23 protein-coding genes are annotated in these 25,716 nt (G+C 39.8%); 9 read left to right on the forward strand and 14 right to left on the reverse strand.

All coding sequences use genetic code 11. The features are described from left to right. Positions 1–34: 34 nt before the first annotated feature. The 13 genes from AC0QUU_RS02390 to dnaA form a co-directional block, all read right to left on the reverse strand. Positions 35–1,435, reverse strand: coding sequence for a DUF5702 domain-containing protein (locus tag AC0QUU_RS02390; protein ID WP_474544429.1), 1,401 nt, complete (start codon positions 1,433–1,435; stop codon positions 35–37). A 1-nt stretch (position 1,436) separates the two neighbouring features. Beyond that, positions 1,437–1,658, reverse strand: coding sequence for a Flp1 family type IVb pilin (locus AC0QUU_RS02395; protein WP_474544430.1), 222 nt, complete (start codon positions 1,656–1,658; stop codon positions 1,437–1,439). Between the two features lie 17 nt (positions 1,659–1,675). Then, positions 1,676–2,926, reverse strand: coding sequence for a type II secretion system F family protein (locus AC0QUU_RS02400; protein WP_474544431.1), 1,251 nt, complete (start codon positions 2,924–2,926; stop codon positions 1,676–1,678). Between the two features lie 100 nt (positions 2,927–3,026). Next, complete coding sequence (locus AC0QUU_RS02405; protein ID WP_474544432.1) at positions 3,027–3,689, reverse strand: type II secretion system F family protein; 663 nt, start codon at positions 3,687–3,689, stop codon at positions 3,027–3,029. A gap of 40 nt (positions 3,690–3,729) precedes the next feature. Next, positions 3,730–4,944 carry a CpaF family protein gene (locus AC0QUU_RS02410; protein WP_474544433.1) on the reverse strand — a complete coding sequence of 405 codons (1,215 nt, stop codon included), beginning with the start codon at positions 4,942–4,944 and terminating at the stop codon, positions 3,730–3,732. Beyond that, entirely contained in the window at positions 4,919–5,857 is a 939-nt protein-coding gene (locus AC0QUU_RS02415) for a P-loop NTPase family protein (RefSeq protein ID WP_474544434.1), read from the reverse strand. Before AC0QUU_RS02415 ends, AC0QUU_RS02410 begins: the two co-directional genes overlap by 26 nt. Positions 5,858–6,150: 293 nt before the next feature. Further along, positions 6,151–6,360, reverse strand: a complete 210-nt coding sequence (locus AC0QUU_RS02420; RefSeq protein WP_474544435.1) for a pro-sigmaK processing inhibitor BofA family protein — start codon at positions 6,358–6,360, stop codon at positions 6,151–6,153. A 155-nt stretch (positions 6,361–6,515) separates the two neighbouring features. Further along, on the reverse strand, positions 6,516–8,999 hold the full coding sequence (gyrA, locus tag AC0QUU_RS02425; RefSeq protein ID WP_474544436.1) for a DNA gyrase subunit A: 2,484 nt from the start codon (positions 8,997–8,999) through the stop codon (positions 6,516–6,518). A 44-nt stretch (positions 9,000–9,043) separates the two neighbouring features. Next, positions 9,044–10,981 (reverse strand): DNA topoisomerase (ATP-hydrolyzing) subunit B, encoded by a 1,938-nt coding sequence (gene gyrB, locus AC0QUU_RS02430; RefSeq protein ID WP_474544437.1) that lies wholly within the window; start codon positions 10,979–10,981, stop codon positions 9,044–9,046. An 11-nt stretch (positions 10,982–10,992) separates the two neighbouring features. Then, the gene (gene recF, locus AC0QUU_RS02435) at positions 10,993–12,081 is read right to left on the reverse strand and encodes a DNA replication/repair protein RecF (RefSeq protein WP_474544438.1); all 1,089 of its coding nucleotides are present in this window, start codon (positions 12,079–12,081) and stop codon (positions 10,993–10,995) included. 41 nt (positions 12,082–12,122) lie between these two features. Continuing rightward, on the reverse strand, positions 12,123–12,344 hold the full coding sequence (locus tag AC0QUU_RS02440) for an RNA-binding S4 domain-containing protein (RefSeq protein ID WP_474544439.1): 222 nt from the start codon (positions 12,342–12,344) through the stop codon (positions 12,123–12,125). Between the two features lie 14 nt (positions 12,345–12,358). Continuing rightward, the gene (dnaN, locus tag AC0QUU_RS02445; RefSeq protein ID WP_474544440.1) at positions 12,359–13,468 is read right to left on the reverse strand and encodes a DNA polymerase III subunit beta; all 1,110 of its coding nucleotides are present in this window, start codon (positions 13,466–13,468) and stop codon (positions 12,359–12,361) included. Positions 13,469–13,809: 341 nt separating this feature from the next. Then, positions 13,810–15,180, reverse strand: a complete 1,371-nt coding sequence (gene dnaA / locus AC0QUU_RS02450) for a chromosomal replication initiator protein DnaA (protein WP_474544441.1) — start codon at positions 15,178–15,180, stop codon at positions 13,810–13,812. A gap of 481 nt (positions 15,181–15,661) precedes the next feature. Between dnaA and rpmH the strand changes: the two genes are divergently transcribed. The 8 genes from rpmH (at position 15,662) to rsmG (ending at position 22,949) form a co-directional block, all read left to right on the forward strand. Then, the gene (gene rpmH, locus AC0QUU_RS02455; protein ID WP_004613283.1) at positions 15,662–15,796 is read left to right on the forward strand and encodes a 50S ribosomal protein L34; all 135 of its coding nucleotides are present in this window, start codon (positions 15,662–15,664) and stop codon (positions 15,794–15,796) included. A gap of 72 nt (positions 15,797–15,868) precedes the next feature. Continuing rightward, positions 15,869–16,207, forward strand: a complete 339-nt coding sequence (gene rnpA / locus AC0QUU_RS02460) for a ribonuclease P protein component (protein WP_474544442.1) — start codon at positions 15,869–15,871, stop codon at positions 16,205–16,207. A gap of 16 nt (positions 16,208–16,223) precedes the next feature. Continuing rightward, complete coding sequence (yidD, locus tag AC0QUU_RS02465) at positions 16,224–16,436, forward strand: membrane protein insertion efficiency factor YidD (protein WP_474544443.1); 213 nt, start codon at positions 16,224–16,226, stop codon at positions 16,434–16,436. A 12-nt stretch (positions 16,437–16,448) separates the two neighbouring features. Then, positions 16,449–17,777: a YidC/Oxa1 family membrane protein insertase gene (locus tag AC0QUU_RS02470; protein ID WP_474544444.1), complete on the forward strand. Its 1,329-nt coding sequence runs from the start codon at positions 16,449–16,451 to the stop codon at positions 17,775–17,777. A 1-nt stretch (position 17,778) separates the two neighbouring features. Next, the gene (gene jag, locus AC0QUU_RS02475; RefSeq protein WP_474544445.1) at positions 17,779–18,672 is read left to right on the forward strand and encodes an RNA-binding cell elongation regulator Jag/EloR; all 894 of its coding nucleotides are present in this window, start codon (positions 17,779–17,781) and stop codon (positions 18,670–18,672) included. Positions 18,673–18,856: 184 nt separating this feature from the next. Further along, a complete protein-coding gene (gene mnmE / locus AC0QUU_RS02480) occupies positions 18,857–20,230 on the forward strand; it encodes a tRNA uridine-5-carboxymethylaminomethyl(34) synthesis GTPase MnmE (protein WP_474544446.1) in 1,374 nt (457 codons plus the stop codon). Then, a complete protein-coding gene (gene mnmG, locus AC0QUU_RS02485; protein ID WP_474544447.1) occupies positions 20,196–22,088 on the forward strand; it encodes a tRNA uridine-5-carboxymethylaminomethyl(34) synthesis enzyme MnmG in 1,893 nt (630 codons plus the stop codon). The genes mnmE and mnmG overlap by 35 nt, the downstream gene beginning before the upstream one ends. Positions 22,089–22,238: 150 nt before the next feature. After that, positions 22,239–22,949, forward strand: coding sequence for a 16S rRNA (guanine(527)-N(7))-methyltransferase RsmG (gene rsmG / locus AC0QUU_RS02490; RefSeq protein ID WP_474544448.1), 711 nt, complete (start codon positions 22,239–22,241; stop codon positions 22,947–22,949). Positions 22,950–23,046: 97 nt separating this feature from the next. Here the strand turns inward: rsmG and AC0QUU_RS02495 are convergent, their stop codons facing one another. Then, positions 23,047–24,009: an alpha/beta hydrolase gene (locus AC0QUU_RS02495; RefSeq protein ID WP_474544449.1), complete on the reverse strand. Its 963-nt coding sequence runs from the start codon at positions 24,007–24,009 to the stop codon at positions 23,047–23,049. 286 nt (positions 24,010–24,295) lie between these two features. Here AC0QUU_RS02495 and AC0QUU_RS02500 point away from each other — a divergent pair, with 286 nt between their 5' ends. Continuing rightward, positions 24,296–25,615: a transposase gene (locus AC0QUU_RS02500; protein WP_474541810.1), complete on the forward strand. Its 1,320-nt coding sequence runs from the start codon at positions 24,296–24,298 to the stop codon at positions 25,613–25,615. Positions 25,616–25,716: the final 101 nt, after the last annotated feature.

Raw genomic sequence — 25,716 nt, forward strand, 5'->3', positions numbered from 1 at the left:
CGAAAGGGCATCTGCACCGGGAACAGAACATTTCTTATTCGTATCCGAAATAAACGGGAAAACTGTAGAAAATGCCTCCCGCGACAGGCGCTGTTGTTGTTATCTCCATTCTGGATATGCATTGATCAGCCTGAAAGGAACCCAGACCATGGACAGATTTCAGATTTTCTTCGATTCGATCCAGTGTACGCATTGACACACTGTCTGTATTTTCAAGAAATAAGAACGCTCTCAAATAATCCTTATAAGACACGCCTCCCTGCGTATCGTTTCCTTCAACTGTATCGGAACCGGATCCAAGCAAAAGAAGTGAGCCAAGTGGAAGCTGCCAGTTTTCTGAATTTTTTGTCAGAGGAACCCTGTTTCCTGAAAGCAGGCTTCTCAGATCCACGATACTTTCTCCTGCCGCCCACGCCAGCAGAATCAGATATTTTAACGGCTCTGCAATCTCCGGCATCAGCAGAACTATGGATATTACGGCTGCCATCACTTCTGCCTGGGCTTTAAGAGAGCTTTCACCAAGAAGACATATGTAATTAAGAGACATCCGGATCAGAAAAATCTTAAAAAGGACTGATTCCAGATTTTCTTTATCTGAAGATTTCCCGGCAAGAATATATTCCACCTCATATTTAAGAGAAGGCTCTGTTTTTTTCTCCGTTTTATCGGTTTCATCTGTTTTCTCCGAAGATTCTGATGCATAACTGAATTTCTGAAGAATATATTCATTGAACAGAATCTTTTCTTCCGGTCCGTCTATCCCCTGCCGTGCCGGAAAAGAACCATATCCTGTTCTTAGGTTTCTGTAGGATACCTGATTTTCCGGACTGATCTCTCTTCCTGATATCTTCATATCTTTTGGAAGAGCAACTGACAGGATACCGGAATTTTCAATTGTTTCCATGCATGAGAACGGGGTCTGCTCTTCCGGAGAGCTCTGATCTTCTGCCCCTGTCAGATTTTTATAATCTTCCAGTATAGTTTCTTCCTTTTCTCTCATCTTTTCGCCTTCTAAACTCTGCTCCTTCCATTCTTCCGTCATTCCTGCAAAATTTTTCGCAAGACTGAGTCCGTATCTCTGTTCCATATATGCCGTCACCTGTTCTCTGAATGCCTGCCCCTTATTATCCGTCAGATACTGTATTCCGGCCGTATTATGTTCCATGCCTTCCGTCCCGTAGTAATGCATACGCCTTAAAATATTTTCTTCTGAGAAATCTCCTGTCCCATAACTGCCTTCCAGTGCAAAAACATGATATTCTCTCAGCAGTTCCCTCTGGTATTCTCCAAAAACAGAAAATACAGCTCTGTCTGCCTTAAGCCGGCACATATTTTTTTCTGTCTGCACTATTGCTGCTTCAAGAACCCCCATAACAAACGATATAAGAAGTACAAAAAGCAGACTCAGATAAACAGTGATTTCGCCCTTTTTCATATCAAATTCCCGAGCTCTCTGACGTAATTTTGTCAAAAATAGAATTAATCAGTGTAATAAGCTGATTTTTAAATATCAGAAGAAGAGCTATAATAATAACCAGGATTAGAACAAGCTCAATTACTGTAATTCCCGACACCTCTCTGTGACGGACAAAAAAACTTTTTATTTTTTCACTGATTGAGATTATTTTCACCTTAATCTCTGCCGCATTTTTTTTCATTTATCTCCTCCTCACTTTTAAATCTGAATTGAGAAAAATGCAGGTACTATAACTATCACAAATACAATGGCCAGCATCATAAACATCGGGATCATAAGTTTCGTTCCGGCTTCTTCGCCCTGTTTTTTCGCCTGGTTTTTTCTTTCTTCAAAGGCTTCCTGAGCTTCTCTTTTCAGCAGATCGGAAAGCCCTTTTGAACCTTTCCTGAGATTCTGGGAAATCATGGTTCCGAACTTCCGGTAAACGGGAATGCCGCATCTTACGCCATACTTTTCGTAAGCTTCTCCTTCCGCTGTTCCTCCCTGTATCTGATGCATGGTATATATCATTTCTTCATATGCCTGCTTTTTTCCTGTTCTGCTTTTTTCTCTTTCGTAATCCCCGGCAATACAGAACCAGGCTTTTCTTACTGTCATTCCGGCCCCGATATAAAGATTAAATTTATTGATTATCTGCGGATAATCCGTTTTCATCTGAATCATCTTACGCTTTTCATTTTCTTTCCTGCGCTGCCTGTCAGAGATGCAGAGCATACAGGCTCCTCCTGCTCCCAGAATCAGAATTGCAAAGGATCTTATATTTTCTGTATACTCCCACTGTATATCCATGCCATTCACTGTATCCGGAAGCGGAAGGTATTCTTCTGTTCTTGTTTCCTCATCATTCTTTCTGATCTGTTCTTCAATTTTCTGAATCATTTTTTCTGATGAATTCATCCGTGGCGGAAATACTCTGGCATAAAATTCACAGGCCGCTTTTTCTTCCTCATATCTGAGAAGAGCTGTAAGTTTTACAAGAGTCCCTTCTTCTATAAGATTTTCCTGTCTCAGCCCGCCTCTTATATCCATAACTTCATAATTATCCAGCTCCCACGTAACGGAAATTCCTGTATCGGGTATTTCCGTTATAAGGTTCAGATCTTCCCGCACATTATCCAGATCCTCATTTTCTCCGAGTATAAGCTTTTCCAGATTTTCTGAAGTTTCTTCAAATTTCTTTTTCAGCTCTTCACCTCCAAATGCCTGTCCGGATACCGTAATACTTACTGATTCTTCTACTTCTCCTGCCTTCACTTTCAGTTCTATGCTCTCTTCCTTTCCGGCTTCTGAACTTCTTTTTATAATCTCACGCCCGTTTTCATCCGTCATAAGTTTTCTGCTGTTATCCCGGATATACACACAAATGAATAGAAAAAACGAAAACAAAACCACAATTACTGCCTTTCTGTAAACCGGATTTTTTCTGATCTGTTTTAATATTCTTTTCATTTTCTTTTACCCTGAATTACCTGAAGTCATGCTGATACTCGCGGTCCGTTTCGCTGTTTGCTCATAACCGGATAGCCGCTTCGCTGCTTCAGATAAAATTTTATACTTCAATATGAATCATTTTTCTTCCGAGTCGCCAGGCCGAAATGTATACTGCAAGACATATGCTCATAGTAACCGTTCCCGCCGCAGTTCCGTAAAGTACTTCCAGAAACTGACTGAAAGTAATTTTCATGTAGAAAATAATAATAAACGGAACAGCACACATTATATTAAACTCCAGTTTTTTGGACGCTAAAATTGTATTAATCTCTTTCTCCGTATCGATTTTCTCACTGATCGTACGAACTGCATTTCTTATAATTGCTACGCTGTCTCCTCCGCTTATCTTTGCCGCGGCAAAAACATTGACGAAATCTCCGACATCTTCCTGCCTTACTCTCTCTGAAAATTCTTCCAGTACCTGTGCTGCCGTACAGTTCATATTCAGTCTGACAACCATTCTGTCATACTCTTTTATAATCCGGGTATCTTTTCCATACATAGGAAGAATATCCCTTTTCGTTTCACGAATGGCATTTTCCACAGAATATCCTGCTTTCAGAGCTGCCGCCATTGCCTGGATACTGTCACGGAACTGACTTCTGAACTGCTGTTCTTTCTGCATTGCCTTATCTTCAGCCCAGTCCTTCATGTATATAATCCATACCGGAAAAAGGAAGAAAGCCGGAAGAAAAGACTCATAAAACAGAAAAAGTATCATTCCGAAAATAAATGAAGTTCTTATAATTCCGGCAGCATACTCATATTTCTTTATATCCTGCAGCCAGAAGTTTTTCCTTATTTTTGATTTCATTAACCTTCACAAGGCATCCTTTAATTTTTTCATTTTCCATTTTCTCCTCCTGAAACTCATATAATTTACTTGTTTCTATTCTTCCTTCCGAATATGACAATACTTCTTCGATACTTAAAACTTTTCTTGTTTTATCTCTGAGCCTTCCAAGATGAATAATAATGTCAAGCGCAGATGCAATCTGTCTCTGAATCGCCTGCAGGGGAAGATCAATCCCCATCATCATCATTGTTTCAAGACGATTCAGCATATCTGAGGGATTATTCGCATGTCCGGTCGACATAGAACCGCTGTGGCCGTTTAGCATGGCGGAAGCAATCATATCGACCGTCTCATCTCCCCTGACTTCTCCGACAATAATTCTGTCCGGGCGCATTCTCAGCGCGGCTCTGATCAGGTCACGTATTGTAACTGCTCCTTCTCCCTCCAGATTTGCATTTCTTGCCTCCAGTCTCACCAGATTATCCACTCCCTGTATCTGAAGTTCCGCATTATCTTCAATGGTTATAATTCTTTCATCTTTTGGAATATAATCTGACATAGCGTTTAAAAATGTGGTTTTCCCCGCTCCTGTGCCTCCGCTTACAAAAATATTATATTTAGCACTTACAAGTTTCTTTATAAACTCTGACGCTTCCTCCGTAATACTTTCCTTATAAACCAGATCTTTCATGGTTATGGCTTCTGACGGGAACTTTCTTATTGTCATAATCGGTCCGTTTACAGCCACTGGCTTCAGTACTGCATTTACTCTGGATCCGTCCTGCAGTCTGGCGTCTACAATAGGCGAAGCTTCATTTACATATCGGTTTGTCTCTCCTACAATCTGCTGTATCACGTCAAACAGCCTTTCTTCAGACAGAAAACGCCGGTCTGACCGGTACAGTCTTCCGGATTTTTCATAAAATATATTTTCTGTACCGTTTACCATTATTTCGGTAATTTCTTCGTCTTCTATCATATCCTGAAGAATATCCAGTCTCCGGAAAGCATTAAACAGCTCTCTGCTGATTCTGATCTTTTCCTGCAGCGGTATATATTCTTCTGATGAAGCTCTGTCCAATACATTTCTGATAATATCCTGAAGTTCTTCTTCTCCTGTCTCTCTGGTCATATCCATACACAGCATAACCTGTTCATAAAGCTGTTCTGTCCGCTTCATAGAACCCTCCGTTTCTGCCGTGGAAATCCTGTATGCCGGATAATCCGTCATTCTCTGGCTTTATTGATACTTTTCTTACTTTTCTTTTCACAGTACGGCTCAAAATATCCGTATAGCCGGCCTCTCTCAGAGTTTTTTCATACTGTTCCATTTTTGCGAGAGCTGCCTCCTCTTCTATATATGGGGTATAAATACGGCTGCACTGTCTCAGAATCTCATATAATCCCTGTATGCTGTCGCCCAGATCAAGAATAATACAGTCATAAATACACTTTTGAGTTATAACATCCAGCAGACTGATCCATTCTTCCTCTGTTACTGAACGGAAATCCACATCATTTTTCATAGGCAGAATATAATCCAGTCCCTTTATCTGCCCTGTCATTGTACTGATTTTTATTCCCTGATTCATGCTGTCCTGCCTTACGCAGTACAGAAGATCCCCCATATCGTATCCGTTATGATCCGGAAAATAACAGGTTTCTCCGGAATACCCTTCCAGATTAAGATACAGAGCATGCCTTTTTTCTGCAATCTGACTTCCGAGACGAAGAGCGAATTTTGTTTTTCCGATACGGTGGACCGGAGAATATACTCCAAGAATTCCATTAAGTACCGGCTCATCCCTGATTCTCGGCCTTTCCTTTTTTGCCGGATTAACCTGACAGAATAAAACAGTTTCCATAATTTTCCCTGCCGGCTGATATCTGAAAACAGATATGCCGTCTCTGACACAGGCTTTTTCTTTTTCCGACAATACATATACTTTCCCGGCTTTTATTTCTTCTATCTGTTCTTCACCATATTCTTCCGCTATCAGAAGAATATGAATTTCCGATGTTTGTGAAAATACTTTCAGCTTCTCCAGATCATGAAATATATGAAACTGATATTTTCCGGAATACTTTCTCACAAAAATTCCGAACAGACTTTCCGAATATTCTCTCTGGCAGTCACAGATAACAAAATTTCCATGTATACCAGATATTCTTTCTTTTTCTTCTGTTATCATTTTCTGATTTTACTGCGACTTCTGCAGTACGAATAAAAGATACCGGACTTTCCTCTCCGGTCTTTGACACACCTGTAATCCCGATATGAAACAGGTGATACAGCATCTGATGTCTGCTGTGTAAGATGCATTATAAATGGCGGATTTTATTTTGTCCAGATCAAAAATAAAATCCGCCGTTTTTTGTAAAATAGTCACAAAATCTGATACCACATAATTCCGTAAAGAAGTCCCACCCCAGGAATTCCAAGGCTTCCGGATGTCAAAAAAGAGACTGCGTTCAGACCTACATTAATTGAAGAATCGTCCGGAAGAACATATTGATTTATAAAAAATATCAGCGCCATGCCTACAACTGCCCGGATAAAAAAATTAATCACCGCTGAGACTGCTTTATTCTGCAAAACGATCCCTCTTTTCCTGAAGTCTGATATATTTTATTCACAGTTAAATCGAATTATTCACATTCACTTTATCTGGAAACCACACAAACAAAAAAGAGTTCCAGACTAAAATTCCAGAACTCTTTTTTGTTTTAAAAAATATTTTTTTATTTCTTTTACTCTTCTGATATTTCTACTTTTTCACCGTCTATTTCAGCAGAAGCTTTTCTTACTTTCGCAACGCTGGCAACTGTTTCATTCTCAGGTAAATTAATCAGTTTTACCCCGGAAGTAATTCTTCCATACAGAGATATATCAGAACACTTCATTCGGATAACAATTCCTTCTGTGTTGATAATCATAATCTCGCTGTCCTCATCCACAGCCTTCATACCAACAACATTTCCTGTCTTTTCTGTTATCTTATAACATTTTACACCTTTTCCGCCGCGGTTCTGTCTTGTAAACTCATCCATGGCGGTACGTTTGCCCATTCCTTTTTCCGATACAATAAGCATATCCTTTCCCTGGCTGCTTATCTGCATTCCGACAATCACATCATTGTCTCCAAGATTCATGCCCCGCACTCCCATGGATACTCTTCCGGTTGAACGTACATCCTGCTCGCTGAATCTGATACACTGTCCGTATTTTGTTACAAGCAGAATATCCTGATTATTATCTGTTACTTTCACTTCAATCAGAAGATCATCTTCTCTGAGAACAATGGCTGCAAGACCTGTCTTTCTCACATTCATATATTCTTTAATCGGAGTCTTTTTCACAAGGCCTTTCTGTGTTGCCATAAACAGATACTTGCCGTCCTCATATTCATAAATCGGGATCGTAGCAGTAATCTTTTCATCAGGCATCAGCTGAAGAAGATTGATAACAGCTGTTCCGCGGGCTGTTCTTCCCGCTTCCGGAATCTCATAGGCTTTCAGCCGGTACACCCTTCCTTTATTTGTAAAGAACATAATGTAATGGTGGCTCGTTGTAATAAACAGTTCACGGATAAAGTCATCTTCAAGGGTCTGCATGCCCTTGATTCCTTTTCCGCCGCGGTTCTGGCTTTTGAATGTATCCATGCTCATCCGCTTGATATATCCCATATTTGTGACGGTAATTACCACATTTTCCCGCGGGATCAGATCTTCCATCGATATATCAAACTCATCATAGCCGATTCGTGTTCTTCTCTCATCGCCGTACTTTTCCGAAATGAGAAGTATTTCCTTGCGGATCACTCCAAGGAGAAGTTTCCGGTCAGCAAGAATCGCTTTATACTCTTCGATCTTCTTCTCCAGCTCGGCATACTCTGCCTCAATCTTTTCTCTTTCCAGACCTGTCAGAGCACGCAGACGCATATCTACGATAGCCTGAGACTGGGCGTCGGAAAGATCAAATCGTTTCATTAACTCATCTTTCGCGATCTGTACGCTTCTGGAACCGCGGATAATTTTAATTACTTCGTCAATATTATCCAGCGCAATAAGCAGACCTTCCAGTATATGGGCCCTCTCTTCTGCTTTATTGAGATCATATTTTGTTCTTCTGGTAACAACATCTTCCTGATGCTGGAGATAATACTGAAGCATTTCAAGAAGATTCATTACCTTTGGTTCATTGTTTACAAGCGCAAGCATGATAACGCCGAATGTATCCTGAAGCTGTGTGTGCTTGTAAAGCTGATTTAAAATTACATTCGGATTTGCGTCCCGGCGCAGTTCAATACAGATACGCATACCTTCTCTGCTGGACTGATCACTGAGATCTGTAATACCGTCAATCTTTTTATCACGGACAAGTTCGGCAATTTTTTCAATCAGTCTTGCCTTATTCACCATGAACGGAAGCTCTGTAACAATAATCCTGTTTTTTCCGTTCTGCATGGGTTCAATATTTGTAATAGCTCTGACACGGATCTTGCCCCGTCCCGTGCGGTATGCTTCCTCAATTCCTCTTGTTCCAAGAATCTCGGCTCCTGTGGGGAAATCAGGACCTTTTACAATCTGGAGTATATCCTCCATTGTTGTCTCGCCGTTTTCATCAATCTGATCGTCAATAATTTTAACAACAGCACTGATTACTTCTTTTAAGTTGTGAGGAGGAATATTGGTAGCCATTCCTACCGCGATTCCTGATGTTCCATTTACCAGAAGATTCGGAAATCTGGACGGCAGAACAACAGGCTCTTTTTCTGTCTCGTCAAAGTTCGGAGTAAAGTCTACGGTATTTTTATTAATATCAGCGGTCATCTCCATAGAGATTTTGCTGAGGCGCGCCTCTGTATAACGCATTGCCGCAGCCCCGTCTCCGTCTACAGAACCGAAGTTTCCGTGTCCGTCCACCAGAGGATACCTGGTAGACCATTCCTGGGCCAGATTTACGAGTGCTCCATAAATGGAACTGTCTCCGTGAGGATGATATTTACCCATTGTATCACCGACAATACGCGCACATTTACGATGCGGTTTATCGGGACCATTGTTCAGTTCGATCATGGAATAGAGAATTCTTCTCTGCACCGGCTTTAACCCGTCCCGCACATCCGGAAGGGCACGGGAAGCAATAACGCTCATGGCATAGTCTATATAAGAAGTTTCCATTGTCTTCTTAAGATCGACTTCATGGACTTTATCAAAAATATTATCTTCCATTGTTTATCTCCTTTAAATTTTGCTTTTCTGTCACTGTTAAATCACTATATATCCAGGTTTTTAACGTATTTTGCGTTTTCTTCGATAAATTCTCGTCTCGGTTCAACTTTGTCTCCCATAAGAGTAGTGAAAGTCAGATCGAGTTCGGAAGATGTTTCTTCGTCCATTGTCACGCGGAGAAGAATTCTGTGTTCCGGATCCATGGTTGTCTCCCAGAGCTGTTCCGCGTCCATTTCTCCCAGACCTTTATATCTCTGGATCTTATTACTGCTGTCGCGTCCGACCTCAAGAAGAATCTGGTTGAGCTCTTCATCACTGTATGCGTACCATACCTTTTTGTTTTTTTCCAGCTTATACAGCGGAGGCTGAGCCAGATAAACATATCCTTCCTTTATCAGATCCGGCATAAAACGATAAAGGAATGTTAATAATAAAGTACTGATATGAGCACCGTCCACATCGGCATCTGTCATAATAATGATTTTGTGATATCTGAGTTTTGATATATCAAAATCATCGTGGATACCTGTGCCGAAGGCGGTGATCATTGCCTTTATTTCCGCATTTGCGTAAATCTTGTCAAGACGTGCTTTCTCCACATTCAGAATCTTTCCTCTCAGAGGAAGGATAGCCTGTGTTGCCCTGTCTCTGGCCGTCTTTGCGGAACCTCCGGCAGAATCTCCCTCTACGATGTAAATCTCGCAGTTTGCGGGATCTTTATCAGAACAGTCCGCAAGTTTTCCGGGAAGAGAAGATCCCTCAAGAGCTGATTTTCTTCTCGTCAGATCTCTTGCCTTTCTCGCCGCTTCCCTTGCCCGCTGAGCCATCACAGATTTTTCAACTGTAATCCTGGCTACATTCGGGTTCTGCTCCAGGAATATTTCAAGCTGATTACTTACTATATTGTCCACAGCTCCTCTTGCTTCACTGTTTCCAAGCTTCTGTTTTGTCTGTCCCTCAAACTGAGGATCCTCTATTTTTACACTGATAATCGCAGTCAGCCCTTCCCTGATATCCTCGCCGGAAAGGTTCGGCTCACTGTCTTTTAACAGCTTGTTTTTTCTTGCATAATCATTGAATGTCTTTGTCAGGGCATTCCGGAATCCCACAATATGGGTTCCTCCTTCAGGAGTCGTAATATTATTTACAAATCCATAGGTATTGTCACTGTAGGAATCATTGTGCTGCATGGCGACTTCAACCTGAACGCCGTCCTTTGATCCTTCACAGTAAATAATCTGATCGTAGAGGGGAGTCTTGCTCTTGTTCAGATATGTGACAAATTCCTTGATTCCTCCCTCATAGTGGAAAATATGTTCGTGGAGTTCTTCTCCTCTCCAGTCCCTTAACGCGATTCTGAGACCTTTCGTCAGAAATGCCATCTCACGGAAACGCTGTTTTAATGTGTCATAGTCAAATACAGTCTCTTCAAAGATCTCTTTATCCGGAAGAAATGTGACTTTCGTTCCCGTTCTGTCCGGTTCACATTCTCCCACAACTTTCAGTCTATAGCAGACATTTCCTCTCTCATATCTCTGTTTGTATATTTTTCCCTCATGGTATATCTCCACTTCAAGCCATTCAGAAAGAGCGTTTACAACAGAGGCTCCTACTCCATGGAGTCCTCCGGATACCTTGTATCCTCCTCCTCCGAATTTTCCTCCTGCATGAAGAACAGTAAATACAACCTCCACTGCCGGCAGTCCTGCCTTATGGTTAATTCCGACAGGAATTCCACGTCCGTTATCATTTACAGTAACGGAATTATCTTTATTGATATCCACCTGTATCTCATCACAATATCCTGCCAGAGCCTCATCAACGGAATTATCAACAATCTCATATACCAGATGATGAAGTCCTCTCACAGAAGTGCTGCCGATATACATACCCGGCCTTTTTCTTACCGCTTCCAGACCTTCCAGGATCTGGATCTGATCCGCTCCATATTCAGCGTCAAATTCTGTACCTGATGCACCCATTTATTAACCTCCTAATTTGCTTTTACTGCCTGTCCATTTCTGATATGAAATATTTTATTAATTGAAAATCTGTGATTTACAAATTCATCCAGCCCGGTACACGTGATGATAGTCTGTATATTATGGATACTGTCCAATAAATAGTTTTGCCTGTGTTTGTCCAGTTCAGACAAAACATCATCAAGTAACAGAATTGGCGTATCGTGAATCACCTGTTTTACAAGCTCTATTTCTGAAAGTTTCAGTGACAGAGCGGCTGTCCTCTGCTGTCCCTGAGAACCGAATTTTCTGATATCCAGCCCTTTATCCGTCACAAAACACACATCATCTCTGTGAGGACCTGCCGAAGTACTTTTCATCCTTATATCTCTTTCCCGGTTTTTCTTCAGCACATTTTCCAGAGACATATTTCCTGTGCTGTCCTCATAGATAAGAGAGATTTTTTCTTTTCCTCCGGTTAACTTATAATGCATATCAGAAATTATTTCATTAACTTGCTCTATAAATTGTTTTCTTCTCTCCAGAACTCTTGTACCATATTCCACAAGCTGCATATCCCATATTTCCAGAGTATCTATAAGATTGTCCTTGTCGTATATTTCTTTTAACAGGGAATTTCTCTGATTTATGACCCGGTTATAGTTTGAAAGATTATTCAGATATATCCTGTCAAGCTGGGACAGCTCCAGATCAATAAACCTTCGCCGTCCCGCCGGTCCTTCTTTTATGATATTGAGATCTTCGGGAGAAAAAAACACAAAATGGACAATGCCGAAAAGCTCACTCGCCTTGCGTATCGGTATTTTATCAATGGCTATTCCTTTCGGACTGTTTTTTTTCAGGTGCATATCGATCTGAAAACAGCTGCCTTTTTTTTCGACGACAGTTTCCAGATGTGATTCATCGCATCCGAAACGGATGATATCTCTGTCCTTTGTTCCTCTGTGAGATTTGGTTGTTCCGGACAGATAAAGTGCCTCAAGAATATTTGTCTTTCCCTGTGCATTGTCCCCGTACAGAATATTTGTCTTTGGATCAAAGTTCAAATCTAATAACTCATAATTTCTGTAATTTTTCAGCTTTAAAGATTTGATTATCATTGCAATTATTCTACACTTTTCCCATTTTTTTGTAAAGCAGTCTAAAGAGCGGCCTGGATCTGAAGCTCTTCTCCATTCACAGAGACGGTATCACCCGGATACAATTTTCTTCCTCTTCTCGTCTCATTTTCACCGTTAACACTTACGATACCGCTCTGGATCATATCTTTTGCATCTGCACCGCTTTCCGCTATCGCAGATGCCTTTAAAACCTGTCCAAGCCGGATAAATTCATCTCCGGCTCTCAATCTGAATGTCTGCATATTTTTCCTCTTTCCTATACCGCTGCATTAAAATTAACAGGAAGAATCAGATAAATATAACTCTGAGCCTCATCCTTGATAAAACACGGCGCTTTTGCGTTCATAAAATACAGGTCAACCTCTTCATCGTCAATGACTCTGAGAGCGTCAATCAAAAATTTGGGATTGAATCCGATGAGCAGATCTCTTCCCTCTTTCGCGCAGAGAATTACCTCATCCATGGATCCGGCCTGAGATTTGATTTTCAGCTCCATGGAGTCGTCCCTGATATCAATAATGATCGGCTTCTTATCCCCTTCTTTGATAAGGAGAGTCGCACGGTCAATACAGTCAAGAAGCTCTCTTTTATTGATTTTTACCTTGGTCTCATAATCACTTGAAAGCATCTGATCGATCTTGAAGTATTCTCCTTCAATCAATCTGGATACTACTACAGTTCTGTCAAATTCAAACACGATGTGATTTCTCGTAAATGAGATGTCAACATCCGATTCTGCCTCTCCTCCTACGATCTTGCTGATCTCCTGAAGAGTTTTGCCCGGAACGATTACTTTCTTCGGAGAGTAGGAGTCCTTCAGCTCAATCTTACGGATGGAGATTCTGTGTCCGTCAAGAGATACCACCTTTAAAATATTTTCGTCAATCTCAAAAAGTTCTCCGGTCATCATCTTATTTGTGTCACTGTCAGCTATGGAAAAGATCGTCTGTCTGATCACTTCTTTGAGTGTATATTCAGAGACTGTAATAAAATCATCCTTTTCCACCGAAGGCAGATAAGCAAAATCTTCACCCGACTGTGCAGCAATATTAAACTTTGCTTTTTCACAGGTAATAATTGCCTGGCTGTCATTAATTGATTCAATCACAACATCACTGTCAGGAAGCTTTCTGACAATCTCTGAAAAGATTCTGGCATTAATTGCGAGAATGCCTCTCTCTGAGATTTCTCCGTCAATGGTCGTCTCTATTCCAAGTTCCATATCATTTGCAGTCAGTTTTACAACATCTGTTGATGCGTCAATAAGAATACATTCGAGAATCGGCATCGTCGTTTTTGAAGGAACTGCTTTTGAAACAATGCTTACTCCTTTTACAAGATTGGATTTTGTACAGATAATTTTCATATGGTGATAACTCCTTTCACAGTGTGTAAAAATCTCAGCCGCGTGTGCTTTATATATTTTTTTATAATATCAATTCCGTATCCGTCTTATTAGGGGCTGTGAATATGTTGAAAACCCCTTTAAAGCCTTGTGGTTACACGGTTTGTCCGTTTTGATAACCCTGTTGATTTCGTGTAGGAACCGTGTGAAACAGGTGTGTAAAATTCAGATGATATGAATTGCACTATTTTTTATTCTCAGGTTACTGTCAGGATATTTACAGGTTATCTACATACTTATCCACTTTTATCTTCTTTTTTTCAACATTTAAAATCCGGTTTTTAAGTTATTGCAATTATACTTTAAAGAGGATTGATCTTCTTTTTAATAATGTTTACGGTATTGTTAAGTGCTTCATCTGTCTTAAGATCATTTTCGATCTTTTTTACGCCGTGGCTGATTGATGCGTGGTCTTTTCCGCCCAGAATAACGCCGATTGTTTTAAGAGCTGTATCTGTCATGGTTCTGCACAGATACATGACGATCTGCCGCGGAAGTACGATTTCCGCGTTTCTTTTCTTTCCTTTGATCTCAGCAGGTGAGATATTAAAGTGTTCGGATACTACGTCTATAATCAGCTCAGGTGTGATAACCCTTGTATTATCCGGAGAAATCATATCCTTAAGAGCTTCGGCCGCAAGAGGAATGTCGATGGGCTTATTTTCCAGATTTGACAGCGCAATCAGCTTATTAAGCGATCCTTCCAGCTCACGGATGTTGGATTTTATATTATTTGCGATATACTGCATAACTTCATCTGGTATATGATATCTCTCCAGACCGTCCAGTTCTTCCTTTTTCCGAAGAATAGCCATTCTTGTTTCATAGTCAGGAGAAGAAATATCCGCAATCAGTCCCCATTCAAATCGTGTACGGAGCCGTGCTTCAAGAGTTTCAATATCTTTCGGCGGTTTATCACTTGAGATGATAATCTGTTTGCCTGATACATGAAGGTGATTGAAAGTATGGAAAAATTCTTCCTGCGTACTTTCCTTTCCTATTATGAACTGAATATCGTCAATAAGAAGGACATCGTTATTTCTGTATTTTTCCCGGAATGTAGTCATGGCAAGTTCGTTGCCGTTCTTTCCGACTTTAAGAGCGTCAATCAGTTCATTTGTAAATGCCTCACTTGTTACATAGAGAACTTTCTTGGAAGGATCATTCTCAAGAATAAAATGGGCGATGGAGTGCATCAGATGCGTCTTTCCAAGTCCTACTCCTCCGTATATAAACAGAGGATTGTAGATTTCTCCGGGTGATTCTGCAACAGCCAGTGAAGCTGCGTGCGCGAAACTGTTATTGCTTCCTACTACAAATGTATCAAAGGTATATTTCGGATTCAGGTTCGCTTTTTCGTAGATCGCGTTTACACGATTTCTTTTTACCGTGTTATCACGTTTTTCCTGTATGGTAGTCTGATTATCTGTGACAAATGCCACTTCATATTCTATTCCTGTTACCTCAGCGATGCACACTTTAAAAGGAAGCAGATATTTTTCTTCAATATGCTCCAGACTTGCCCTGAGTTTGACAAGAATATAGACTGTATTATCCCTGATTTCATACACTGTCAGAGGAGCGATCCACGTATTATAAGAAATATTGGATGAGCAGTATTCAAGCTTCATCTTATTAAGTATCTGATCCCAATTTTGTTCCACAATGTTCATCGAAAGTAACTCCTAATCAATATAATAGAGAGATATTAAGGCAAAATCTCTCTATTACATTTTACATCAAAAACAGATCGTAAGCAACGAAAAATCAATGTTTATAAAGTTATGAACACATAGAATGCTTTGTTTTCAAAGGTTAGACAAAGAAAAATATTGTTATCAACATGATATTTCACAGTTATCCACAAGTTATTCACATTTGTTGATAACTTGTGGATAACTGTGAAATATCATGTTGATAATTTAATGGAATAAATAATAGAAAAAGTTTATGATGACTTTATGACGAAAATAAAAAGAAATAAAATGTATTCCAGGAGGTAAAAAAGCGTATTTTGCTTGACTTGTGCAGCTTTTTTCACTATAATTATGGGCAGCGTCCTTTCGGATATATAGTGATTGACGCAAAAAAGAAATTGTTAATTATGTGAATACTTTATTATAAAGTATATCAGCTAAAGGGAGGTGTAAGGGTATGAAGATGACATTTCAGCCGAAAAAGAGATCAAGATCTAAAGTTCACGGCTTCAGAGCAAGAATGAGCACAGCAGGCGGAAGAAAAGTTCTGGCTGCAAGAAGAGCAAAAGGAAGAAAACAGTTATCAGCTTAGGCCGCAGATATGTGGCCTTTTCTTCTATTCAATTATTTTTTTCAATCGTTTATTTAATTAAAGAGGTCATGAATGAAGTATTCTGAATCTTTAAAGAAAAACAAGGATTTCCAGACTGTATACAAAACAGGGAAATCCCTGGCAAATCATTATCTTGTAATGTACCTGCTTCCAAATGAACTTAATAGAAACAGACTGGGAATTTCAGTAAGTAAAAAAGTGGGAAACAGTGTAGTAAGACATCGGCTTACACGTCTGATAAGAGAAAGCTATCGAATGTCAGAAGAACATTTCCGTCGTGGATTTGATATAATAGTGATTGCAAGAACAAGTGCAAAAGGAAAAAGTTATCATGAAATTGAAAGTGCACTGCTCCACCTCGGAAAACTTCATAAATGTTTTATAGATTGAAAAGGAAGTGGCGCGAATGAAACGCATTCTTATCGGGATGATTAAATTTTACAGAAAATATCTGTCCGGAATGAAAAGATACAGTACCTGTAAATATTATCCGACCTGTTCACAGTACGGTCTTGAAGCTATAGAAAAGTACGGAGCTTTTAAAGGAGGCCTTATGGCTGTATGGAGAATTCTGCGCTGCAACCCATTTTCAAAAGGCGGATATGATCCGGTACCTTAAGGAGGATGAGTAATGGAATTTAACGGACTATTAGCTGCCGGGATTTATGACTGGCCGGTCATAAGTCAGATATCCTGGCTGCTGGGAAAAGTTATGAATGGTATTTATAATGTACTCAGCGCCATAGGAATTGAAAATATCGGCGTGAGTATCATTATTTTTACAATTATCGTGTATACGCTTCTGATTCCGCTTACGATCAAGCAGCAGAAATTTACAAAAATGCAGAGCGTAATGACGCCGGAGATCAGAAAGATTCAGAAAAAGTATGAAGGAAAAAGAGATCAGGCTTCTATGCTGAAGCAGCAGGAAGAGATGAATGCCGTATATGATAAATACGGAACAAAAATGTCCAGCGGATGTCTTCCTTCTCTGATCCAGATGCTGTTTCTTTTCGGTCTGTATCCGGTCGTTCAGAATATTCCGAGATATGTAGACAAAGTGCATGATGTTTACATGCCTCTTGTTGAGAAGATTCAGAGTGTTGCAGGTTCTCAGGCTATTATGGAAAAAATAGGGGAAGCAAGTCCTGTTCTGATGAGCCCGGGGTCTTACGATTATTCCCAGGCCAATACTCTTGTAGAAGCGCTTTATAAATTCCAGGACGCTACATGGAATACTCTGATTGATAAGATTCCTCAGGTAGAGAGCCTTGTAAACAGCACAAGAGATCAGATTGATAATCTGAATCAGTTTCTGGGAGTAAATATCGGAGCACATCCCTGGAATCTTCTTATGGACGCGCTGAAAGATTTCTCCATTATCGGTATTATTCTGGCGGTTATTATCCCGGTTCTTGCCGGCCTTACACAGTTTCTCAGTGTGAAGCTTTCTCAGGCAGGCAGTTCTATGATGGATGATAAGGATAATCCGATGGCGGGATCCATGAAGACCATGACATATACAATGCCTTTGATTTCCGTTGTGTTTGGTTTTACTCTTCCGGCAGGACTTGGTCTTTACTGGGTAGCGAGCGCGGCGGTAAGATGTGTACAGCAGATTGCGATTAATAAATATCTGAGTAAAAAGTCAGTTGAAGATATTATTGCAGAGAACCAGAAGAAGATGAAAAAGAAAATAGAGAAAAAGGGAACCTCTGCACAGGAAATCAACAGAATGGCTACAACAAGTACAAGGAATGTGGGCAGCTCTTCCAAATCAAAGAAGAGCCAGGCTGAAAATGACGAAAAGATAAGGAGAGCACAGGAGCTGGCTAAGAATGCAAAGCCCGGCAGTCTTACGGATAAGGCAAATCTTGTTGCAAGATATAACAACGGCCAGAAATCGGAACAATCCTCATCTGAATCTGAAAAGGTTTCTGAAAAGAAAGGAAAGAAATAAAATGAAAGGTAGTATCAGGGTATCAGCAAGGACATTAGATGATGCGATTACAGAGGCTTCCGTCCAGTTAGGCGTAACAAGTGACAAACTGGAATATAACGTCATTGAAAAAGGAAGCGCCGGATTTCTCGGGATTGGTATGAAACAGGCTGTAATTGAAGCCTGGAGAAAAGAAGAGCCTGCAGAAGAAAAAATAGATGTATTTAAGACATTTTCCGAAAAAGACATTCTCGGAGAGATGAAAAGTGAAAAGCCTGTAAGAGAGAAAAAAGAGAAAAAATATAAAGAGGAAAAAAGAGAAGAAAAGAAAACGGAAAACAAGCCTCAGAAAAAGGAAGAAATCAAAAAAGAAGCTGTAGAAAAGGAAACAGTCAGGGAAGCAGAAAAAGATCCTGAGACAGTTTATGAAAAGGATGAGAAAGATAAACTTGCAGAGGTTGAACCTCAGACAATAGAGGCTGTTGAGACATTTGTAACAGATACACTTAAAGCAATGAATATGGATGTTGAAATTACTTCCGGAATTGACAGTGACGGCGCTCTGTGTGTAGATATGAAAGGCGAGCACATGGGAATTCTCATAGGAAAGAGAGGACAGACGCTTGACGCGCTTCAGTATCTTGCGAACCGTGTCGCAAATAAGCATCAGGATGGATATGTAAGAGTAAAGCTTGACACTGAGAATTATCGCGCGAGAAGAGAAGAGACGCTGAAACACCTGGCAAAAAATATTGCACACAAAGTCAAGAGAACGAGAAGACCTGTTTCTCTTGAGCCAATGAATCCTTATGAAAGAAGAATTATTCATTCGGCACTGCAGTCTGATCCTTATGTGACTACTCACAGCGAAGGAGAAGAGCCTTACAGAAAAGTTGTTGTTACTTTGAAAAGATAAGACAGGATATTAACTGATTGAAGCGAAAGGACGTTAACGCTTCACGGATTCTTTCGTGAAGACGGAAACGTCCTTTTTTATGAGAATAAGATCTGTCTTATCCGGAATTTTAAAGATTATAAACCGGTCTTTATCATGAAAATTTATGTTAGCAGCTTTAAAAACAGAAGGAAAGGATGCCTCTATGAAGAAAGAAACAATTGCCGCAATTTCCACCGGAATGACGAACGCGGGAATCGGAATCGTAAGAATCAGCGGTGAAGATGCATTTTCCGCCGCAGACAGAATATTCCGCGGAAAAGAAAAAATATCGGAATGTAAAAGCCATACAATACATTATGGGTATATTGTAGACGGAGACATAACAGTGGATCAGGTTCTTGTCATGGTAATGAAAGGTCCGCGGACATTTACAGGAGAAGATACAGTAGAGATAAACTGTCATGGAGGGACTTATGTGGTAACAAGAGTGCTTGACGCTGTACTCAGACACGGCGGAGTCCGTCCGGCGCAGCCGGGTGAATTTACAAAACGTGCATTTCTGAATGGAAAAATGGATCTTTCGCAGGCGGAAGCTGTCGGCGATCTGATTTCCTCCAGCAATGACTATGCTCTGAAAAATTCGGTTAATCAATTAAAAGGTAATATAAGAAATAGAATTAATGATATAAGAAATAAAATAATATACCAGACTGCGTTTATAGAAAGTGCTCTTGACGACCCGGAACACTATAGTTTTGAAGGATATGATGCAAAATTAAGAAAAAACGCAGAAGAAATAATATGCGAATTAAATAAATTAATTAATTCGTATAGAAATGGAAAAGTTTTCAAAGAAGGCATTCAGACTGTAATAGTAGGAAAACCAAATGCAGGAAAATCTTCACTTTTAAACGTGCTTGCGGGACATGAAAGAGCAATTGTTACAGAAATTGAAGGTACAACCAGGGATGTAATTGAAGAACAGATTAATCTTCAGGGGATCACACTTAATGTAGTTGACACCGCAGGGATCAGACAGACGGATGATAAGGTGGAAAAAATAGGTGTGGATAAAGCTGTTGATTATGTGGAAAACGCAGATCTTGTTATTTATGTAGCGGACAGTTCCAGAAATCTTGATGAAAACGATGAAAAAATTCTGGATATGATTTATGATAAGAAAAAGATTGTTCTTTTGAATAAATCAGATCTGGAACCGGTTGTTACCCGGGAAATGATCGAAGAAAAAGCCGGGGATGCGCCTGTTATTGAAGTGTCGGCTGCAGAGGAGAGAGGAATAAGCGAACTGGGAGATCTTATAAAAGATATGTTTCTAAAAGGGGATATTTCTTTTAACGAGGAAATTTATATTACCAGCGCCAGGCAGAAAGACGCACTTTGCCGCGCGGTGGAAAGTATGAAAAAAGTGATTGAAAGTATAGATAATGGTATGCCTGAAGATTTTTATTCTATTGATCTGATGGATGCATATGAGGCGCTTGGAAGTATTACAGGAGAAGAAGTAGGAGACGATTTGATTAATGAAATATTCAGCAGATTTTGTATGGGAAAATAAAGATCATTACGATATTGCAGTTGTCGGAGCGGGGCATGCGGGATGTGAAGCTGCTCTTGCCTGTGCAAGACTGGGATTTCGTACTGCGGTATTTACTGTGAGCGTAGACAGTATTGCGCTTATGCCGTGTAATCCGAATATCGGAGGAAGCTCCAAAGGACATCTTGTAAAGGAAGTCGATGCTCTGGGCGGAGAGATGGGAAAAGTGATAGATAAAACTTTTATTCAGTCGAAAATGCTGAACCGCTCGAAGGGGCCTGCCGTACATTCTTTGAGAGCACAGGCGGACAAGGCTGCATACAGCCGTACTATGAGGAGTGTTCTGGAAAATCAGGATAATCTTGATATTAAGCAGATGGAGGTTACGGATATTCTGGCAGAAGACGGAAAAGTAACAGGAATAAAGACCTATTCCGGAGCTGTATACCGCTGCCGAGCTGTTGTCCTCTGTACCGGAACTTATCTTAAGGCCAGATGTATTTATGGCGATGTGAGCACGTATACGGGACCAAACGGACTCCAGAGCGCAAATTATCTTACAGACAGCCTGAAATCTCTCGGAATAAAAATGTACCGGTTTAAAACAGGAACACCGGCCAGAATTGACGGAAAAAGCATTGATTTCAGTAAAATGGAAGAGCAAAAAGGAGATGAAAGGGTTGTGCCTTTCTCTTTCACAACTGATCCGGAAGATGTACAGATTGATCAGGTATCCTGCTGGCTTACTTATACTAATGAAACAACCCATGAGATTATAAGAAATAATCTTGACAGATCTCCCCTATTTTCCGGCGCGATAGAGGGAACGGGTCCCAGATATTGTCCTTCAATAGAAGATAAGGTTGTGAAATTTCCGGACAAGAACCGGCATCAGGTGTTCATAGAACCGGAAGGACTTTCTACAAATGAAATGTATGTGGGAGGTATGTCCAGTTCTCTTCCGGAAGATGTTCAGTATGCAATGTACAGAAGTGTACCCGGACTGGAGCATGCGAAAATTGTAAGAAATGCCTACGCAATTGAATATGACTGCATTGACGCCAGGCAGCTGAAAAGTACACTGGAATTTAAGGTAATTGAAGGACTTTTCAGCGGCGGACAGTTTAATGGAAGTTCCGGATATGAAGAAGCGGCGGCTCAGGGGCTGATCGCGGGAATTAATGCCGCAAGAAAACTGCAGGGAAAAGAAGGAATTGTAATTGACCGTTCCCAGGGATATATAGGGGTTCTTATTGATGATCTTGTTACAAAGGAAAGCCATGAGCCTTATCGAATGATGACTTCCAGAGCTGAGTACAGGCTTATTCTCAGACAAGATAATGCAGATCTTCGGCTTACCCGACTGGGGCATGAAATCGGTCTGATTGACGATGAAAGATATGAGAAACTGGTAAATAAAGAGAAGATGATTGAAGGGGAAATTTCCCGTGTAAATCATGTAAATGTAGGAACTTCCCGGAACGTTCAGGATGTTCTGAAGAGTTTTGGAAGCACAGAGCTGACCTCCGGAACAACCCTGGCTGAGCTGATGCGCCGTCCTGAATTGTCCTATGAAAAACTTGCCCCGATTGATACTGAACGTCCTGAACTTCCTGCTGATGTACAGGAACAGGTGGATATAAATATCAAATATGAAGGTTATATCAAACGGCAGCTGAGACAGGTTGAACAGTTTAAAAAGATGGAAAATAAAAAAATACCGGACGATATTAATTATGATGAAATTAAAAGTCTGAGGATTGAGGCAAAACAGAAATTAAATCAGATACGTCCTGCTTCAATCGGACAGGCTTCCCGAATATCAGGAGTGTCTCCGGCGGATGTATCGGTCCTTCTGGTTTATCTGAAGCATGAATGATATTATTATTGCAATAAGAAAAATATCGGACTGATTTAGCAGAATGTTTGATATGATATTAAATTATGTGATAAATATATCACATAATTCGATGTATATAAAACTGGAAAATTTTTATAATTAAATAATGTAATTAGAAAGTGGAGAGTAATGACTGACAGATTTAAATCAGAATTAGATAAAATCGGCATAACCCTGACGGATGATCAGAAAAAACAATTTGATCAGTACTACAGACTGCTTGTAGAGTGGAATAAAGTGATGAATCTTACGGGAATTGTTGATTATGATGAAGTAAACTTAAAACATTTTACAGATAGTCTTACTATTGTAAAGGTTATAGATATGAAAAAAATCCGGTGTCTTATAGACGTGGGGACCGGTGCGGGATTTCCCGGTATTCCGATCAAAATAGCATACCCTCATATCAAAGTTGTTCTTCTGGACTCTTTGAATAAAAGAATAAAATTTTTGAATACCGTTATAGATGAATTGGGACTTACTGATATATATGCTGTGCATGGAAGAGCGGAAGATATGGCGAAAAAAGGGGAATATAGAGAAGTGTTTGATTTGTGTGTATCGCGGGCTGTTTCGAATCTCTCTACCTTGAGTGAATACTGCATTCCGTTTGTAAGAAAAAAAGGATCTTTTGTTTCTTATAAAAGCGTATCGGCAGACGAGGAAATAAAACAATCTGAAAATGCATTGAATATTCTGGGGGGAAAAATAGAAAATGTGGATAAATTTGTTCTTCCGGATACGGATATGGGAAGAACACTTGTTAAAATAAGCAAAATCAGAAATACTCCCGGTAAATATCCACGCAAAGCGGGAATTCCTGCAAAAGAACCCTTATAGAATACAATATAAAAAAGGGGCTTCTGAAAACATATCATTTATTTATCTAAGTTACATTGATATGCTTCGGAAGCTCCTTTTTTATGATTTTTTTGTTTTATTCTTCGTCGGATAAAAGAATTCTTATCTGATTTATAAACTCTTCGGGTTTTTCCATATGCGGCATTTTCTTTGTTTTTTCAATCCCGATAATCTCAATGGACGGCAGATAATTCTGGTATTGATTAGCCAGAAGAATATTCTCCGGATTTGCGTTTCCGGTAATAATAAATATACTATTGGTCAGTTTATTCAAACAGCAGACGATATTTGCATTTGTAAATCTTGATACCTGGCTTGCATATAAGAACTTGGAATGTGTTTTGTCTTTCTGGGAGGCTTCCGTAAATGCAAGTATATCTTCCTCATTAATTTCGTTTTGATTATAGTAATAGGAAGAAGCAAATGCTTCGGATATAGTTCTTCTGTTTACTTTCATATTATATATAAAAGTGCCTATGACAGGTGCATATAAAAGGTATTTTATAAGTTTAGAACGTTTTGTAGGAATTTTTGCAAATTTAATAATATCAGACGGATTGATCATCACTACGTTGTCGATTATCGAATCATCATTTGAACAGGCCATTAATACAAATGATGAGGATTCTCCTGATACAATTATATCTGTTTTTTCCCCGATTATATGTTTTATAAAATCAGTAATCAATTGTACATACAGATAATTTGTGTATGTAAGTATTGGCCGGTCAGAACATCCGCATCCAAGAAGATCTAATCTATATACAGTATTTGTTTTCGAAAGACGTTTTTCAATTTTATTCCATTCATATAATGAAGAACATACATTTAAATCATGTATCAGTAATACTGGTTTGCCGGATCCGCTTTTTTTATACGCAATTTCTCCAAATCTCCAGTCATAATACTCATAGTTGTCGTTGTTTAATAGATTATCAGCTGTAGAAATATAATTAAAAATGCGATTAACTACGTGCATTGTTCCTAGCAATGCGCCTGTAAATATTGCTGCAGTACCGAGTTTTTTCTTTATGCTCACACCTGTTCACCTGCTTTCGTTATTTGTCTTCTATTATACTACATCGACATATCTAAATAAAGACTTAATTCTTCTAATGTTTCACGTGAAACATTTTATAAATGTCAAGTATAAATAAATTTAAACATAACAATTATTTTCATATAAACTGATAAATAATAAAAAATGTTTCACGTGAAACACAGCTTTGACAGGTAAAAATAATTCGCACTAAATCTATTGAAAATACACAGCTTCACTGCGAAAATAGAATTATTACAAAAAATTTTTTCGCGGTGAGGCTGAAATGGGAAGAAAAGAACAGAGAATACAAAAGAAACTTGAAAAAAATCCAATTAGAGAACTTAATAAAATCCAAAACAGATATTATAGTCAGCTGTTTTGGAAGTTTGCCCAAACAAAGGATCCCCGACATCCGAGCTATATCACATATACAAACCGGATGATGCTGGGGACTTTATATTATAAGGGAATCGCGGGGATTGACAGTATGCAGGAGATGACAGAACAGTTTAATGAAGAGACGGTTTCTAAAAATCTGTCTGCATTTATAGGGGAAAAAGCCGGGGAATACGTTCCCCATCATGTAACAGAGAATGAGTATCTGGAAAGGCTTGCTCCTATGGAGTTGGAAGAAATCAAGCAGGACCTGGTGTATCATCTGATCCGGAGACGATGCTTTGAGGATGCAAGATATAAGAAAAAATGGCTGATCATAGTGGATGGGACACAGCTATACTGCGGACAGAGAAAACTGAATGAGCATTGTCTGGAACGGTGCTGTAATAAGGGAACAGACAAAGAGATCACACTGTATCACCGGGATGTGCTGGAGGCGAAGATCTTCTTTGGAGAAAAGCTGGTAGCCAGTATAGGGAGTGAATTCATCGAGAATAACGGGGAAGACCGGAAACGCCAGGAAAAAATGAGTGCGGAGGAGATCAAACAGGATTGTGAGACCAAAGCATTTACCCGATTGGCAGGACGGATCAAGAAAAGATTTCCCCGGCTGCCGATCCTGCTGCTGGCAGACAGTCTGTATGCATCAAAACCGGTTATGGATCTGTGCAGGGAATATAAGTGGGAATTCCTGATCCGGTATAAAAAGGGAAGTATTCCGAGCATAGCGGAAGAATACGAAAAGATACCGGAAAAAGGGAAAACAGAGAAAGCCGAATTCGTGAATGATATTGATTATGATGGCAAACCGGTACACGTATTAAGATATCGGGAAGAAAAGGCTGGAGAAACAACAGAATTCCAATGGCTGAGCAGCATAAGGATTACCAAAGGGAATGCGGAAAAGATGGCGGAAACGGGAAGAAAGCGCTGGAAGATAGAGAATGAAGGATTTAACCGGCAGAAGAACTGGCAGGGAAGCATTACCCATACATGCAGCTGGGATGACCAGGCGCAGAAGAACCATTATCTGATGGCACAGATCTCGGATTTTGTGAAACAGTTGTATGAGTATTATTATCTGGAGAAGAATGGGATCAAAAAGAAGCAAAAAAATATATCTTCTGATTTGTTAGCCAGCTTTGGACGGCAACTAACAAAAGAAGATATATTCCCAGTTGATGAAAATACACAGTCATTCAACTGAGATAAGTATAGCAAAGGAAGTGGTGCCTGCCAAGAGGAAAATGAACTGAATTATCTACAAAAAGAGGAAATTCGGTCATCAGGGCCTTAAAAGTGAATAAG

It is taken from the genome of Mediterraneibacter sp. HA8405 (assembly GCF_056148955.1).

Bases quoted from the DNA above. Each gene is read 5' to 3' on its own strand.
- rnpA (WP_474544442.1), top strand. From the start codon at position 15,869: ATGAAGTATTCTGAATCTTTAAAGAAAAACAAGGATTTCCAGACTGTA.
- AC0QUU_RS02500 (WP_474541810.1), top strand. From the start codon at position 24,296: ATGGGAAGAAAAGAACAGAGAATACAAAAGAAACTTGAAAAAAATCCA.
- dnaA (WP_474544441.1), bottom strand. From the start codon at position 15,180: ATGAACATTGTGGAACAAAATTGGGATCAGATACTTAATAAGATGAAG.
- recF (WP_474544438.1), bottom strand. From the start codon at position 12,081: ATGATAATCAAATCTTTAAAGCTGAAAAATTACAGAAATTATGAGTTA.
- AC0QUU_RS02390 (WP_474544429.1), bottom strand. From the start codon at position 1,435: ATGAAAAAGGGCGAAATCACTGTTTATCTGAGTCTGCTTTTTGTACTT.
- AC0QUU_RS02405 (WP_474544432.1), bottom strand. From the start codon at position 3,689: ATGATACTTTTTCTGTTTTATGAGTCTTTTCTTCCGGCTTTCTTCCTT.
- mnmE (WP_474544446.1), top strand. From the start codon at position 18,857: ATGAAGAAAGAAACAATTGCCGCAATTTCCACCGGAATGACGAACGCG.
- AC0QUU_RS02470 (WP_474544444.1), top strand. From the start codon at position 16,449: ATGGAATTTAACGGACTATTAGCTGCCGGGATTTATGACTGGCCGGTC.
- mnmG (WP_474544447.1), top strand. From the start codon at position 20,196: ATGAAATATTCAGCAGATTTTGTATGGGAAAATAAAGATCATTACGAT.
- AC0QUU_RS02440 (WP_474544439.1), bottom strand. From the start codon at position 12,344: ATGCAGACATTCAGATTGAGAGCCGGAGATGAATTTATCCGGCTTGGA.
- AC0QUU_RS02395 (WP_474544430.1), bottom strand. From the start codon at position 1,658: ATGAAAAAAAATGCGGCAGAGATTAAGGTGAAAATAATCTCAATCAGT.
- AC0QUU_RS02400 (WP_474544431.1), bottom strand. From the start codon at position 2,926: ATGAAAAGAATATTAAAACAGATCAGAAAAAATCCGGTTTACAGAAAG.
- dnaN (WP_474544440.1), bottom strand. From the start codon at position 13,468: ATGAAAATTATCTGTACAAAATCCAATCTTGTAAAAGGAGTAAGCATT.
- yidD (WP_474544443.1), top strand. From the start codon at position 16,224: ATGAAACGCATTCTTATCGGGATGATTAAATTTTACAGAAAATATCTG.
- rsmG (WP_474544448.1), top strand. From the start codon at position 22,239: ATGACTGACAGATTTAAATCAGAATTAGATAAAATCGGCATAACCCTG.
- gyrB (WP_474544437.1), bottom strand. From the start codon at position 10,981: ATGGGTGCATCAGGTACAGAATTTGACGCTGAATATGGAGCGGATCAG.
- gyrA (WP_474544436.1), bottom strand. From the start codon at position 8,999: ATGGAAGATAATATTTTTGATAAAGTCCATGAAGTCGATCTTAAGAAG.
- rpmH (WP_004613283.1), top strand. From the start codon at position 15,662: ATGAAGATGACATTTCAGCCGAAAAAGAGATCAAGATCTAAAGTTCAC.
- jag (WP_474544445.1), top strand. From the start codon at position 17,779: ATGAAAGGTAGTATCAGGGTATCAGCAAGGACATTAGATGATGCGATT.
- AC0QUU_RS02410 (WP_474544433.1), bottom strand. From the start codon at position 4,944: ATGAAGCGGACAGAACAGCTTTATGAACAGGTTATGCTGTGTATGGAT.